Here is a 14,603-nt window from a genome sequence, read left to right as displayed (position 1 = left end):
GGCTCGGAATAGCCCACGCACCACTGCACCTCGCCCTTCACGATCGGCGGCAGGTGCTTCTTCTTCTGCTCCTCGGTGCCGTAGTCCATGATCGTCGGGCCGATCATGGTCACGCCCATCCCGAACATCAGCGGGTTGAAGGCGCCGACCTTGGTCATCTCCTGGCCCAGCACCCGGGCCTGCTGCGGGGTCAGGCCGCCGCCGCCGTATTCGGTGGGCCACGTCGGCGTGCCCCAGCCCTTGTCGCCCATGGCCTTGCGCCACTTCACCAGGTCGGGCTCGTTCGAGCGCACCTCGGCGCTGGCCAGCGCCGACTTGCCCTTCAGCGAGGCGGGGAAATTGGCCTCCAGCCATTCGCGCGCCTCCTTGCGGAAGGCCTCCAGATCGATGTCGGCGCCGAAGTCGGCCATGGCGGGGCTCCTGAAGTTCACCGCCAAACTACCGCCGGGGGCGGCGCGGACAAGATTCACGTGGCGGAAGGGGGGGCAAGACCTTACGCAAGCTTAACTATGCCGGCGCGGCGGCGCGCGGCATACGCCCGCGCCGAAAGGGTCCGCCATGTCGTCCATCGCCGCCATCGATCGCCGCTGTTTCCTGCCGCCCGAGCCGCAGGCCCGCCCGCGCTCCGACTCCCCTTGGGCGCGGCCGCCGCATCGGGCGGAGGCGCGCCAGTCCGAGGTCGCGCAGTGCGATGGGCGGGCCGAGCCCCAGGAAGCCGAGCCCGCGCTCGCGATCTAAGCCCCCGTCTCCATCGGCAGTTCGGGGTCGCGCACCCATTCGCTCATCGAGCCGTCGTAGACCGCCACCGAGGGGTGTCCCAGGCGGGTGAGCGCCAGGGCGTCCATGGTCGCCGAGATGCCGCCGCCGCAGTAGCAGATCGCCCGCGGCTTCCCGAACGCGCCAACCGCCTCGAACAGCGCGCGCAGGTCGTCGTCGCTGCGGTAGCGGCCCGTCCCGTCGGTCAGCGCCGCGTAGGGCACGTTGGCGCTGCCCTTGATGTGGCCCTTGCGCCCGTAGTTCGTCGACGACTCGCCGGAATGCACGCTCGGCGCCAGGGCGTTGATCGTGCAGACCCCGCCATCGCCGATCGCGGCCAGCACCGCGGCCTTGTCGGCCCAGGCCACCGGCCGGTCGGTCAGCGCGAGGCTCGCCGCGGGATAGCTGCGGGTTCCCGCCTCGGTGGGCCGGCCCTCGGCGGTCCAGCGCGCGAAGCCGCCGTCCAGCACCGCCGCCTCATCGAAGCCCGCCGCGCGCAGCATCCACCAGAACCGCGTGGCCCACATCGGCGTGCTGGTGCTGTAGGCCACGACCCGCGAGCCCTGCCCCACGCCCGCCGTGCCCAGCGCCTGCGCCAGCCGCGCCGCCGGCAGGTGGGTGAAGTTCAGCTTCGAGTCCGGGTCCGACAGGTCGCGCGCGAGATCGAGGAACGCGGCGCCGGGGATGTGGCCGGCCTCGTAGTCGGCCCGGCCGCTCTCGATCGTATAGGGCCCGGGGCTCGCGGGCCGCAGGTGGACCGTCACGTCGAAGACGCGCAGGGCCGGATCATCCAGATTGTCCGCCAGCCACCCCGTCGACACCAGGCCCCGTCCGTCCCATCCGCTCATGTCCGTCCTCCCTCTCGTTGGCCGCCAACCTAGGACGGGCCGGCGTGAGAGAGCCAGCCGCGTGCTTGCCGAACACGGTTTGCCGGTCCAGCCTCCGCGCCCAGGGGGAACGCCAGCCATGAACGACCTGACGCCGCGCCGGCCGCGCACGCTCGCCGAGATGGGAAAGGCGATGGACGCCATGTTCGGCCCCGGGGAGGTCGCCGCCGGCGTCGCGTCGTACCGGCCGCGGCCGACCGACGTGATCATCTCGCCCTACGGCAAGTGCGGCACCACCTGGCTGCAGCAGATCTTCCATACCCTGCGCACGCGCGGCGACATGGATTTCGACGACATCTCCCGCGTCGTGCCCTGGATCGAGACGGCCGGCGTCCTCGGCCTCGACCTTGAGGCGCCCCAGCGCGGGGAGCCGCGCGGCTTCAAGAGCCATCTCCCGTGGGGCGCGGCGCCCAGGGGCGCGCGCTACATCGTCGCCTTCCGCGATCCGCGCGACGCCTTCGTCTCGCTCTACCGGTTCATGGAAGGCTGGTTCTTCGAACCCGGCGCGATCTCGATCGAGGACTTCGCCGAGATGCGCCTGAAGGGCGGCCCCGAGGGCATGGACTACTGGAGCCACCTCGTCGGCTGGTGGTCCCAGCGCGACAATCCCGACGTGCTCCTGCTGTCGTATGAGCACATGAACGCCGACCCCGAAGGGACCATCCGCGCCGTCGCGGCCTTCAGCGGCATTGCGCTCGACGACGACCTGCTGGCGCTGACCCTCGAGCGCTCCTCCTTCGACTTCATGCTGGCGCACAAGGACCGCTTCGACGACGCGATGATGCGCCGGGCGTCGGAGGAGCGCTCGGGCCTGCCGCCGGGCAGCGACTCGGCCAAGGTGCGCAAGGGCGGCTCGGGTTCGGGCCGCGCCGAACTGCCCGCCCCGATCGTCGAGGCGCTCGACGCCAAGTGGGCCGAGATCGTCACGCCCGCCACCGGCTTTTCCGACTACGCCGCCTTCACGGCGGCGCTTCTCGGGCGGTAGGCGCTCAGGCCTCGGCCAGCTCCGGCTCCCGCTCGGCCTCCCAGTCCTTCCAGAGCCGCTTGGCCTCGAACTTCGCCGGACCCACCGAGGCCTCCTTCACGTGGCCGAAGCCGCGGATCTGTTGCGGGACCTCGGCGATCTTCACCGAGAGGTGGTGGTTGGCCTTGGTCAGCCCCGCCGCTAGCCGGTCGACCTGACCCTCGAAGTCGGCGATCAGCTCGCGCTCCATCCGGCGCTCGGCCGAATGGCCGAAGATGTCGAGCGCGCCGCCGCGCAGGCCCTTCAGCTTCGCCAGGGTCGGGAAGACCAGATCCAGCATCCACGGCGCGAAGGCGATCTTCTTCGGCTTGCCATCCGGCCCCTTGGGCGCCAGCAGCGGCGGGCTCAGCCACACCTTGGCCTTGCCGCCCTTGAAGGTCTCGGCCCGGTAGTCGGCGAAGCGGCCGTCGGTATAGAGCCGCGCCACCTCGTACTCGTCCTTGTAGGCCATCAGCTTGTAGAGGCTGACCGCCACGGCGCGGGTGAGGTCGGTCGAGGACCCCAGCGCCTGCTCCGCCGCGCGCACCTTGCCCACCTTTTGCAGATAGCGGTCGGCATAGGCGTCGTTCTGATAGGCGCGCAGCTCCGCGGCCCGGCCGTTGATCAGTTCGTCCAGCGGCATGGTCTGCGGCGTCGGGACGTCGTCTTCCCGCGGCCCGCGCGCGGCGGGGTCGTGGGCGGCCTTGCGGCCCAGCTCGAAGGCCTGGAGGTTCGCCTCGGCCTCCACGCCGTTCAGCCGGATGGCGCGGTAGAGCGCGCGGCTCGACACCGGGATCACGCCCTTCTGCCAGGCGAAGCCCAGCATGATCATGTTGGCGTAGATGGCGTCGGCCAGGTTGGCCTCGGCCAGGTGCGTGGCCGGGGCGGCGTCGTAGGTCTTCACCGCCGCGGTGATCCGCCGGCCCTGCTCGTCGGCGTCGAAGCGCACGTCGCGGTCGGTCACGAAGTCGGCCGTCGGCGCGAAGTCGGCGTTGCCCACCGCGATGGTCCGGTCCTTGGCGTAGAGCGCCAGCGCGTCGGGTCCGGCCGCCGAGAGCAGGTCGCAGGCGATCAGCACATTGGCGCTGGCGGCCGGCACGCGCCCGCCTACCGTCGTCGTCTCGGTCTCGCCGATCCGTACGTGGCTGAACACCGCCCCGCCCTTCTGGGCCAGACCGGTCATGTCCACCACCGAGGCCGAGCGGCCGTCCACGTGGGCGGCCATGGCCAGGATCGAGGCGACGGTCGTCACGCCCGTGCCGCCCACGCCGGTGAAGACGATGTTCTGCACGCCCTTCAGGTCCTGGAACGTCGGCAGCGGCGTCGCCTCCGCCGTCAGCGCCGGCATCGCCTCGCGGTGCGCGTTCTCGGCGCCTTCCAGGGTGATGAAGCTGGGGCAGAAGCCGTCCAGGCACGAATAGTCCTGGTTGCAGGTCGACTGGTTGATCTTCCGCTTGCGGCCGAACTCGGTGTTCAGCGGCTCCACGGAAACGCAATGCGACTTGGCCGAGCAGTCGCCGCAGCCCTCGCAGACCAGCGGGTTGATCATCACCCGCATGGGGGCCGCCGCCATCTTGCCGCGCTTGCGGCGGCGGCGCTTCTCGGTGGCGCAGACCTGGTCGTAGATCAGCACCGTGGTCCCGGGGACCTGGCGCAGCTCGCGCTGGACCTTCATCAGCTCGATGCGCGGCTTCACCTCCACGCCCGGCGCCAGGCCGGTGACGCCCTCGTAGCGTTCGGGCTCGGCGGCCACGACCACGATCTTCTTCACGCCTTCCGAGGCGAGCTGGCGGGTGATCTGCGGCACGTCGAAGCCGCTTTCCGCCCGCTGGCCGCCGGTCATGGCCACCGCGTCGTTGAAGAGCAGCTTGTAGGTGATGTTCGAATTGGCCGCGACCGAGGCTCGCACCGCCAGCGAGCCCGAGTGGTTGTAGGTGCCGTCGCCCAGGTTGACGAACACGTGCGGCTCGTCGGTGAAGGGCGCCGCCCCTACCCAGGTCAGCCCCTCGCCGCCCATGTGGCTGGTGAGGTCGGTGTTGGGGTCGTTGAAGCTGGCCATGTAGTGGCAGCCGATGCCGGCCAGCGCCCGGCTCCCCTCGGGCAGGCGCGTGGAGGTGTTGTGCGGGCAGCCCGAGCAGAAGAATGGCTTGCGCTGCTGGTCGGACGAAAGGGTCACCGCGGCCATCGAGGCGGCCGAGACGCGGTTCAGATAGTCGTAGACCCGGTCCATGTGGGGGCCGGGCGGCAGGCGGTCGGCGATGGCCAGCGCCACCTCGGCCACCGACAGCGACGTCAGCTCCGACAGCAGCGGCGCGCCCTTCTCGTCGGTCTTGCCGATGATCTGCGGCCGCGCGTGGGCGGGCAGGTCGTAGAGCGCGGCGCGCGCCTGGGTCTCGATCAGGGGCCGCTTGTGCTCGATCACCATCAGGGTCTCGAGGCCGGCGGCGAAGGCGCGCAGGCCCGTCGACTCCAAGGGCCACGGCATGCCGACCTTATAGATGGCCACGCCCAGGCTCGCGGCCTCGGCAGGGCTGATCCCCATGGCGGCGAACGCCTCGATCACGTCCTTGTAGGCCTGGCCCTGGCAGACGATGCCCAGCCGGGGCCGCGCGGCCCCCAGCATCACCCGGTCGATCCGGTTGGCGCGCGCGAAGGCCAGCGCCGCCGGCAGCTTCTCGGTGCGCAGCCGGCGCTCCTTGTCGAGCGGCTGGTCCTTCAGGCGGATGCCCAGCCCGCCGGAGGGGATGCGGAAATTCTCGGGCGTCGCGAACTGGTGGCGCGACAGCGAGACGTCGATGGTCGCGCCCGAATCCATGGTGTCGGCCAGCGCGATCATGCCCACCCACAGGCCCGAGAAGCGGCTGAGCGCATAGCCCAGCAGGCCGTAGTCCAGCACCTCCTGCACGTCGGCCGGCGACAACACCGGCATCTCGAAGTCCTGGAAGGCGAATTCGGACTGCGACGGCAGGGTCGAGGATTTGCAGTTGTGGTCGTCGCCGGCCACGGCCAGCACCCCGCCCTTCGGCCAGACGCCGGCGAAGTTGGCGTGCTTGAAGGCGTCGCCCGTGCGGTCCACGCCCGGGGCCTTGCCGTACCACATGCCGAACACGCCGTCGTAGCGCGCGCCCGGGAACAGGTTGGCCTGCTGGCTGCCCCAGACGGCCGTGGCCGCCAGGTCCTCGTTCAGGCCTTCCTTGAAGACGATCTCCTCGGCCTTCAGGAATTTGCCCGCGCGCGCGGCCTGCTGGTCGAGCCCGCCCAGGGGCGAGCCGCGGTAGCCGGAGACGAACCCCGCCGTGCTCAGCCCGGCCGCCTTGTCCAGCCGGTGCTGGTCCATCAGGAGCCGCAGCAGGGCCTGCACGCCGGTGATGAAGACTCGACCGTCCGTGAGCAGAAATTTGTCGTCGAGCGTCACTTCCTGGTGGCGCATCGCAATTTTTATCCTTTCGGGCCTCCCCAGAGACCTCGCAAGATCATATAAGAGCGCCGCAATTGCTTGCCAAAAGCATGCCCCCGGACATCGGTTCCGGGGCAAGAACAATATGCTCTCATGCGGGTTGTAGGAGGAAAAGTTGTCTGAGGCCCTCGACGCGGTCGATGCCAAAATCCTGGATTTGATCCAACACGACGCCGGACTGTCCGTCGCCGAGATCGCAGAACGCGTCGGTTTGTCGTCCTCGCCGTGCTGGCGGCGCATCAAGCGGCTGGAGGACGCCGGCGTCATCCAGCGCCGCGTGACCATCCTCGACCGCGAGAAACTGGGCCTCGGATTCGAGGTCTACTGCACGGTGAAGCTCAGCCTGCCCACCAAGGACAACCTGGAAACCTTCGAGCAGGCGATCGTGAAGCTGCCCGAGGTGGTCCAGTGCGCCACCGTCACCGGGGCGGCGGACTACGAGCTGCGCATCGTCACCCGCGACATGCACGCCTTCGACGACTTCCTGCGCGACAAGATCCTGGGCCTGGGCCTGGTGTCGAACATCGAGAGCCGCATCGTCATCCGCTCGGTGAAGAACACCACCGCCGCGCCCCTGGGCCTGATCAGCCCTTATGTGAGCGCGCAGGGGTAGCTCCCATTCCGCGCCATTCGCGCTAACCTTCCTTTCCCGCTTGCGGGAAAGGGGGACCGCGCGCCGAAGCCGGCGCGGCCGGCTGGAGAGCGCGGGGTGGAAAGGGCAGGCAGCCGGCGTCGTGCGCGCCGCCTTCCCTCTCCCCCATCCGCTCTTCGCTTCGCTCGGCGTATGGTCCCCCTCTCCCGCGTTCCGCGGGAAAGGAAGGACACCATGATCGAGCTCGTCATCGACCAGCGGCGCAAGGACCTCGGCGGGTTCGAAGTGGGCCGGGTGCTGCCCTTCGCCAAGCGACGGATGGTGGGGCCGTTCGTCTTCTTCGACCACATGGGCCCGGTGGAGTTCGCCGCCGGCTTCGGCCGCGAGGTCGACGTGCGCCCGCACCCGCACATCGGGCTCTCCACCGTCACCTATCTCTTCAACGGCGAGATCACCCACCGCGACAGCGTGGGCGCGATCCAGGCGATCCATCCGGGCGAGGTCAACTGGATGACCGCCGGCTCGGGCATCACCCACTCCGAACGCTTCGACACGCTGCGCCAGACGGGCGGCAAGCTGCACGGCATCCAGGCCTGGGTCGCCCTGCCGACCGAGGACGAGGAGACCGATCCCGCCTTCGCCAACCATGGGCCGGACGACCTGCCCACCTACGAGAGCCCCGACGGCAAGCTCTGGGCCCGGCTTATCGCCGGCAAGGCGTTCGGCGTCGAGGCCAAGGTGAAGACCCGCTCGCCGCTGTTCTACGTCCACTGGCGGCTCGGCGCCGGCGGTCAGGCCCAGCTCGACGCCGAATACCCCGAGCGCGCCGCCTATGTGGCCGAGGGTTCGGTCGAGGTGAACGGCCGCCGTTTCGACGCCGGCCAGATGCTGGTCTTCGAGCCGGGCAAGCCGGTGCTGTTCACCGCGCTGACCGACGCCATCGTCATGCTGCTGGGCGGCGAGCCCCTGGGTCCGCGCTTCATCGAGTGGAACTTCGTCTCCTCGTCGAAGGACCGCATCGAACAGGCCAAGGCCGACTGGCGGGCGGGGCGCATGAAGCTCCCCGACGCCGACCACGACGAGTTCATCCCCCTGCCCGAGCCGCCGCCGCCCGCCAATCCGATGAGCTGAAGCGGGCTTGCCCTTGACGCTCGGCGTCGATTAGTTCTCCATTTGTTCGACGCGCAACCTTCCTTTCCCGCGGAACGCGGGAGAGGGGGACCGCCCGCCGAAGCCGGCGCCAGCCGGCTGAAGAGCGGGGGGTGGAGAGGGCAAGCGGCCGCATGGCGCCTCGAACAGCGACCCGCATCGCCACCCGCGCCCGGGCGCTTCGCAAGGCCATGACCGAGCCGGAAATCATGCTCTGGTCGAGGCTGAAGGGCCGCGGAACCAATCGGCCGATCTTTCGCCGCCAGATCGCCTTTGGGAACTTCATCCTCGACTTCTACTGTCCGGCGGCGAGGCTCGCCGTCGAGGTCGACGGCTCGACCCATTGGGACGAAGCGGCGCAGGCGAAGGACGCCGCGCGCGACGCATGGCTGAGGTCGCGGGGCGTGGACGTGCTGCGGATCGGCGCTGCGGAGGTCTACCGCGATCTGAGTCGGGTCGCCGATGCGGTGATCCTGGCGGCCCGGGCGCGGATTGGAGGTTGACGGGTTCGCACGCTGCAGCCTGCCCTCTCCACCATCGGCTCTTCGCTATGCTCGGCCGATGGTCCCCCTCTCCCGCGTTCCGCGGGAAAGGAAGGATCTCCCGCTGGACGCCATGAGGCGCCGGCTTTCGCGCCGTGGCCGATCCAGGGTAGATCGCCCCCATGAACGTCAGCGTCTTCGACCTCTTCAAGCTGGGGGTCGGCCCCTCCAGTTCGCACACCATGGGGCCGATGACGGCGGCGGGGCGGTTCCTGGAACGGCTGGGGCCGGATCTCGAGCGGACGGCCCGCGTCGAAGTCACGCTCTACGCCTCGCTGGCGCTGACGGGGCGGGGCCACGCCACCGATCGGGCCGTGCTGCTGGGCCTGATGGGCTTCCAGCCCGCGACCCTCGACCCCGACGCCGCCGATGCGGCGGTGGAGGCCGCGCGCGCCACCGGCCGCCTGGCGCTGGCCGGCCGCCGCGAGATCGCCTTCGACGAGGCCGGCGACCTGCTCTGGCAAGGCCGCGAGCGGCGTCCCGAACATCCCAACGCGCTCAGCTTCGCCGCCTTCGACGCCGACGGGTCCGAGTTGGCCCGGCGCGTCTACTTCTCCATCGGCGGCGGCTTCGTCCGCGACGAGGACGAGATCTCCGCCAACACGCCGCCCGAGCGCGCCTTGCCGGTCCCCTACCCCTTCGCCTCGGGCGAGGCGCTGCTGGCCGCGGCCGAAACCGCCGGCCTCTCCATCGCCGAACTGATGCGCGCCAACGAGCAGGCCCTGCGCGCCGACGCCGAGATCGACGCGGGCCTCGATGAGATCGCCGGCGCCATGTACGCCTGCATCGACCGCGGCCTGCGCGCCGAGGGCCTGCTGCCCGGCCACCTCAAGGTGACCCGCCGCGCCCACGCCATCTGGACCAACCTCAAGGAAAACGCCGAGCGCCAGATCGCCGACCCCCTGGGGGCGCTGGACTGGGTCAACCTCTGGGCGCTGGCCGTCAACGAGGAGAACGCCGCCGGCGGCCGCGTCGTCACCGCCCCCACCAACGGCGCCGCCGGCCTGCTGCCCGCTGTGCTGCGCTACTACGACCGCTTTCACCAGGGCTCCCCCGCCGGCCGGCGCACCTTCCTGCTCACCGCCGGGGCCATTGGCGCCCTCTACAAGACCAACGCCTCCATCTCCGGCGCCGAGGTGGGCTGCCAGGGCGAGGTGGGCGTCGCCTGCTCCATGGCCGCCGCCGGCCTCGCCGCGGCCCTGGGCGCCAACAACGCCCAGATCGAGAACGCCGCCGAGATCGCCATGGAGCACAACCTCGGCCTCACCTGCGACCCCATCGGCGGCCTCGTCCAGATCCCCTGCATCGAGCGCAACGCCATGGGCGCGGTGAAGGCCATCGACGCCGCCCGCCTGGCCATGCTGGGCGACGGACAGCACTCCGTCTCCCTCGACAAGGTCATCGCCACCATGAAGCGCACCGGCGAGGACATGAGCGCCATCTACAAGGAGACCTCCCTCGGCGGCCTCGCCGTGAACCTCGCGGAGTGCTGAGTGCGAAGATGCTCCCCTCCGGGGGAGCTGTCGCGTAGCGACTGAGGGGGTCCGCTCAGAACGGGCCGCCCATCCTTCTGAGCGGAAGCCCCCTCCGGCCCTCCGGGCCACCTCCCCCTCAGGGGGGGGGAGGAGCCTTCCTACCCCTGCAGCGCCTTGCGCGTCTGTTCCCAGTACTGGGCGCCGGTGATCAGGGTCACCACCGCGGCCAGCCAGAACAGGCTGTGGGCGGCGAACTCGAAGCCGGGGCGCAGGCGCGTTTCCTCGGGCAGGCTGAAGGCGCCCCAGGTGGCGACCATCAGCTCCATGCCCAGCGCGGTGAGCTGCAGCGTCGTCTTCCACTTGGCCAGCAGGGTCACGGGCAGTTTCACCCCCTGCCCGGCGCCCACCTCGCGCAGCGCGCTCACCGTGAACTCGCGGAACAGGATCAGCCCGGCCGGCAGCACCACATAGGGCTGCGGCCCCAAGGCCAGCAGGCCCAGCACCGCGCCGCACACCAGCACCTTGTCGCCGATCGGGTCGAGGATGGCGCCCCAGACGCTGGTGGCGTTCAGCTTGCGCGCCAGCCAGCCGTCGAAGAAGTCGGTCACCGCCGCCACCACGAAGGCGATGAACGCCCATCGCTGCAGGGCGAACTGCAGTTCGGGCTCCAGCCGGTCGGAGAAATAGGGCACCGCCCCCGACGCCGCCGCCAGGGCGACGAACATGAAGAGCGCCATCACCAGTCGCGAGGCGGTGAGGATGTTGGGCAGGGATTTCATGTGTGGGACGAGCGTCCGGTCGCTGGCTTTGTTCCGCTGAGTTTAACTGCTTCGCGGGCCGGGGCGAACGGGCGAAACCGGCGCCGCCAGGTCGAGGAAGGCGCGGGCCGCCGCGCTCGTCCGCCGTTCCTTGTGCGTGAGCACCTCGAAGCGGCGCGCGCCCAGGTCCAGGTCCAGCCGCGCCAGCCGGCCCACGGCCACCAGCGGCGCGGCCGCCAGGTCCGAGACCGCCGCCACCAGCCCGCCCTCGGCCGCCGCCGACAGCACCGCCTCGTTCGACGGCAGCTCCAGGAACACCCTCAGGGCCTCGATCGCCAGGCCGTGCTCGCCCATCGCCCGCTCGAACCACGCCCGCGTGCCCGAGCCGGTCTCGCGCAACACGAACCGCGCGTCCGCCAGGTCGCCCGGCGCCAGCCCGGTCCGTCCGGCCAGCGGATGGTCGGGCGCCACGTACAGCGCCACCCGGTCGCCGCCCACCGGCCGCCGCAGCAGCGCCCAGTTGTCCACCTCGCCCTCGACGAAGCCCAGTTCGGCCCGGCCCTCGGCGACCGCGGCCGCCACCTCCGCCGTGTTGCCGGCCTGGAACTTCAGCGCCACGCCCGGATAGGCCTCGGCGAAGCGCGCGACCCGTCCGGGCAGCCAGTAGGTCGAGATGGTCTGGCTCGCCGCCAGGGTCAGGGTCCCGCGCTTCAGGACGCTCAAGTCGCTCAGCGCCTGCTCGGCCACCTGGGCGCGCAGCAGCACCGCCGTCGCCTCGGGCAGGAACACGCGCCCCGCCTCGGTCAACGCCAGGCCGCGGCCGATGCGGTCGAACAGCCGCACGCCGTGCCGCGCTTCCAGCGCCGCCACCGCCGCGCTGACCGCCGATTGGGTGAGATGCAGCGCCTCGGCCGCCCGCGTCATGTGCAGCCGCTCGGCCACCGCGACGAATATCCGCAACTGCTCCAGCGTCATTGATCGATTTTACTTGTTGTTATGTCGAGAACAATAAATTGGATTGGCCGAACGCGCGAGCCCAAGCTTCCGCCATGTCCCAGCAGGTCATGGCCGCGCCGTTCCGCTTCGCCGTCCGGATCGCCCCGGGCCTGGCCCTGTGCGCCGCCGTCGCCCTGGTCGCCTGGGCCCTGCAGGGCGTCGAGGTCCGCTGGTTCGGCCGCGCCTGGCTCGAGGCCCTGGTCCTGGCGATCCTGGCCGGCGCCGTGGTGCGCACCGTCTGGACGCCGGGCGCGGCCTGGACCCCCGGCGTCGCCTTCAGCGCCAAGACCGTCCTCGAGATCGCCGTGGTGCTGCTGGGCCTCACCATCAACGCCCAGATGATCCGCGAGGCCGGCGCGCCCCTGCTCGCGGGCGTGGCGGGCCTCGTCGCGGTGGCGATCCTGGTCAGCTACGGCCTGGGCCGCGCCCTGCGCCTGCCGCCGAAGATGGCCATGCTGATCGCCTGCGGGAACGCGATCTGCGGCAACTCCGCGATCGCCGCGGTCGCCCCCGTGATCGGCGCCGAGAGCGACGACGTCACCGCCGCCATCGCCTTCACCGCCGTCCTCGGCGTGGGCGTGGTCCTCGGCGTGCCGTTGCTGGCCCACACGCTGCACCTCTCCGGCCACGCCGCCGGGGTGTTCGCGGGGCTCACCGTCTACGCCGTGCCGCAGGTCCTGGCCGCCACCGCGCCCATCGGCCCGCTCAGCCTGCAGATCGGCGCGCTGGTGAAACTGGCCCGGGTGCTGATGCTGGGCCCGGTGATCCTGATCCTGTCCCTGATCGGCTTCGGCGCCGCCAAGGCCCTGGCCGGCGAGGCCGACGGCAAGGCCGGCTCGGCCCGCCCGCCCCTCCACCATCTCGCGCCCTGGTTCATCGTGGGCTTCCTGCTGCTGGCCGGCGCGCGCTCGATGGGCTGGACCCCGCCGGGCCTCGTGGCGCCGGCCTCGGCGGCGGCGACCGTCCTGACCGTCGTCTCGATGGCGGCGCTGGGCCTCTGCGTCGACGTCCGCGCCCTGGTCCGCGCCGGCCCGCGGGTCAGCGCGGTCGTGACCGGTTCACTGGTGTTCCTCGCCGTGCTCGCCCTGGCCCTGATCCACTGGCTGGCCCCGGCCTGAAGCAGCCTTGGCCGTGAGGTTGTCCGAGTCTTAACGGCGAGTTCAGGACGAGTTCAGCCACCTTCCGAAACAATGGCGTCATCAACCCGTCACTTGCGCCCTGTTTCGTGAGGCCGCCATGTCGAGAGCCCGCACCAAGACCGCACCCCGCCCCGCCCTCTGGGCCCAGGCCCTGCTGGCGGGCAGCCTGCTTATCGCCGGCGCCCTGATCCTGCTGCTCGCCTGGTCGTGATCGGCCCGCGTTGGACACCTGAACGCGGCGCAGTCTAGCCCTATCCCCTGCAACCTGTGGGGGTATCGATGCGCAGCGCCCGTCGCGGCCTTGGAAGGATCCTGGCCGCCTTCGTCCTCGCCGCGACCGTGGCGGGCTGCGGCCCCGGCGGCGTCCACCCCCACCCCGGCCAGAGCCTCGAAGGCACGCGCTCGCTGGGCGACCTCGTGGCCGGCGCCGGCGCCTCGCCCGTCCACATCGTCTACATCCACGGCATGGCGGCCCAGGTGCCGGGCACCTCCCTGCCGTTCCGCCAGCGGCTCTGCGCCTATGTCGGCGACGGCTGCCGCTACGACGCCAAGGCCAGCGAGCGCCACTACATCGCCTTCGGCCCCCGACCGCCGGCCCGCTATCTCGGCGAGCCGGTCTGGCGGAACGACGCCGACTGGAAGGCCAGCCGCCCCTTCGTCGACCGCTTCGTCTTCCGCCGCGACCACGGCGGCGCGGTCGTCGTCGACGAGCTCAACTGGTACCCGCTGCTGTTCCCGCTCAAGTGCCGCTACCTGCTGATGCCCGAGGTGGAGCTGTCGGGCGCCGACGCGGCCCACCTGCGCCTGTGCGCGGCCAAGGACGCCGACGGCCACGCCTGGCTCGACGCCGCCACGGTCGAGGCCGCCCTGGCCGCCAAGCATCCCTATGCCGGCGGCGCCCGCATCAACCGCGCGCTCAAGGCCCAGCTCGTCAACTGGGGCATCGCCGACGCCGTCACCTCGGTCGGGCCGATGCAGGCGTTCGTCCACGACGCCATGGACGGCGCCTTCGCCTATGCCGAGCGGTTCGAAGGCGCCAAGGCCGACGACCAGACCTTCGCCGTCATCTCCGAGAGCCTGGGCAGCTTCGCCGTGCTCGACGCCTTCAACAGCGGCCGCGCCCCCTCCGTGCGCCGGGTGATGGAGAGCACCTACGACATCTACTTCTTCGCCAACCAGTTCCGCCTGCTGGAGTTGACCCGGCTCCAGGGCATGCCGCCGGCCACGGAGGGCGGGCCGGTTCCGATGCCCTCGCTCTCGCCGATCTCGGCCCTGCGCGAATGGGCCGCCTCGCCGCTGGGCCTGCGCCCCCCGCCCGGTCCGCCGCCAAAGACCGGGGCGATGCGGCCGAACCCGATGGTGCGCCAGGTCATCGCCTTCAACGATCCCAGCGACGCCCTGACCTTCGAGGTGCCCCAGCTCCCCGGGGCCAAGGTGGTCAATGTCTACGACCGCAACGAGACGAGCTGGCTCGGCCTCTTCGCCGACCCGGCCAAGGCCCACCTGGGCCACGCCGAGAACAAGGGCGTGCTGAAGCTGCTGTTCGAGAAGCGCGCGGCGCACTGACCGTCCGCCGTCATCCCGGACGCAGGGCGCGCAGCGCCCGAAGATCCGGGACCCAGCCGCTCGGATGTCGACGCGGCGAAGGCCTGGTCTGCGGCTGGGAGCCGTGGCCCGCAATCGACCCTTAGCGGACTCGCCCCCTCAATTCGTCATCCCGGGCGGAGCGCAGCGGAGACCCGGGACCCAGCCGCTCAGACCGTGAAGCTGCTCCGCGTCGAGCGCGAGGCTGCTGGATCCCGGATCTTCGGGCGCAACGCGCCCTACGTCCGGGATGACGGTTTTGGGC

Annotated in this window: 13 protein-coding genes; 8 read left to right on the top strand and 5 right to left on the bottom strand. The window is 71.0% G+C overall.

All coding sequences use genetic code 11. The features are described 5' to 3' along the window. The coding region (locus GC203_RS20190; protein ID WP_293458335.1) for an acyl-CoA dehydrogenase family protein at positions 1 to 410 on the bottom strand (410 nt) is incomplete at its 3' end. Between the two features lie 148 nt (positions 411 to 558). On the opposite strand from GC203_RS20190, the gene GC203_RS20185 reads away from it, so the two are divergent. Beyond that, positions 559 to 738 carry a hypothetical protein gene (locus GC203_RS20185; RefSeq protein WP_293458334.1) on the top strand — a complete coding sequence of 60 codons (180 nt, stop codon included), beginning with the start codon at positions 559 to 561 and terminating at the stop codon, positions 736 to 738. On the opposite strand, the gene GC203_RS20180 is transcribed toward GC203_RS20185, so the two are convergent. After that, a complete protein-coding gene (locus GC203_RS20180; RefSeq protein WP_293458333.1) occupies positions 735 to 1,604 on the bottom strand; it encodes a sulfurtransferase in 870 nt (289 codons plus the stop codon). The genes GC203_RS20185 and GC203_RS20180 overlap by 4 nt on opposite strands. 118 nt (positions 1,605 to 1,722) lie before the next feature. Between GC203_RS20180 and GC203_RS20175 the strand changes: the two genes are divergently transcribed. Beyond that, positions 1,723 to 2,628 carry a sulfotransferase domain-containing protein gene (locus tag GC203_RS20175; protein WP_293458332.1) on the top strand — a complete coding sequence of 302 codons (906 nt, stop codon included), beginning with the start codon at positions 1,723 to 1,725 and terminating at the stop codon, positions 2,626 to 2,628. 4 nt (positions 2,629 to 2,632) lie between these two features. Here the strand turns inward: GC203_RS20175 and GC203_RS20170 are convergent, their stop codons facing one another. Beyond that, positions 2,633 to 6,076, bottom strand: a complete 3,444-nt coding sequence (locus GC203_RS20170; RefSeq protein WP_293458331.1) for an indolepyruvate ferredoxin oxidoreductase family protein — start codon at positions 6,074 to 6,076, stop codon at positions 2,633 to 2,635. 142 nt (positions 6,077 to 6,218) lie between these two features. On the opposite strand from GC203_RS20170, the gene GC203_RS20165 reads away from it, so the two are divergent. The 4 genes from GC203_RS20165 (at position 6,219) to GC203_RS20150 (ending at position 9,879) form a co-directional block, all read left to right on the top strand. Continuing rightward, the gene (locus tag GC203_RS20165) at positions 6,219 to 6,716 is read left to right on the top strand and encodes an Lrp/AsnC family transcriptional regulator (RefSeq protein ID WP_293458330.1); all 498 of its coding nucleotides are present in this window, start codon (positions 6,219 to 6,221) and stop codon (positions 6,714 to 6,716) included. 213 nt (positions 6,717 to 6,929) lie between these two features. After that, entirely contained in the window at positions 6,930 to 7,826 is an 897-nt protein-coding gene (locus GC203_RS20160; RefSeq protein ID WP_293458329.1) for a pirin family protein, read from the top strand. 152 nt (positions 7,827 to 7,978) lie between these two features. Next, a complete protein-coding gene (locus tag GC203_RS20155) occupies positions 7,979 to 8,347 on the top strand; it encodes an endonuclease domain-containing protein (RefSeq protein ID WP_293458328.1) in 369 nt (122 codons plus the stop codon). Positions 8,348 to 8,508: 161 nt separating this feature from the next. Next, on the top strand, positions 8,509 to 9,879 hold the full coding sequence (locus GC203_RS20150) for an L-serine ammonia-lyase (protein WP_293458327.1): 1,371 nt from the start codon (positions 8,509 to 8,511) through the stop codon (positions 9,877 to 9,879). Positions 9,880 to 10,019: 140 nt separating this feature from the next. Here the strand turns inward: GC203_RS20150 and pgsA are convergent, their stop codons facing one another. Together pgsA and GC203_RS20140 are read right to left on the bottom strand one after the other, a co-directional pair. Beyond that, positions 10,020 to 10,640: a CDP-diacylglycerol--glycerol-3-phosphate 3-phosphatidyltransferase gene (gene pgsA, locus GC203_RS20145; protein ID WP_293458326.1), complete on the bottom strand. Its 621-nt coding sequence runs from the start codon at positions 10,638 to 10,640 to the stop codon at positions 10,020 to 10,022. 42 nt (positions 10,641 to 10,682) lie between these two features. Beyond that, positions 10,683 to 11,594 (bottom strand): LysR family transcriptional regulator, encoded by a 912-nt coding sequence (locus tag GC203_RS20140; RefSeq protein ID WP_293458324.1) that lies wholly within the window; start codon positions 11,592 to 11,594, stop codon positions 10,683 to 10,685. A gap of 74 nt (positions 11,595 to 11,668) precedes the next feature. On the opposite strand from GC203_RS20140, the gene GC203_RS20135 reads away from it, so the two are divergent. Together GC203_RS20135 and GC203_RS20130 are read left to right on the top strand one after the other, a co-directional pair. Next, complete coding sequence (locus tag GC203_RS20135) at positions 11,669 to 12,733, top strand: putative sulfate exporter family transporter (protein ID WP_293458323.1); 1,065 nt, start codon at positions 11,669 to 11,671, stop codon at positions 12,731 to 12,733. Between the two features lie 300 nt (positions 12,734 to 13,033). Next, a complete protein-coding gene (locus GC203_RS20130; protein ID WP_293458321.1) occupies positions 13,034 to 14,320 on the top strand; it encodes a hypothetical protein in 1,287 nt (428 codons plus the stop codon). Positions 14,321 to 14,603: the final 283 nt, after the last annotated feature.

The organism is Phenylobacterium sp., from assembly GCF_016124325.1.
In the GTDB taxonomy this organism is placed as follows: Bacteria; Pseudomonadota; Alphaproteobacteria; order Caulobacterales; family Caulobacteraceae; genus Phenylobacterium.
Note: the sequence above shows the minus strand (reverse complement) of the source record. Positions and strands in the feature narration are given on the sequence as shown.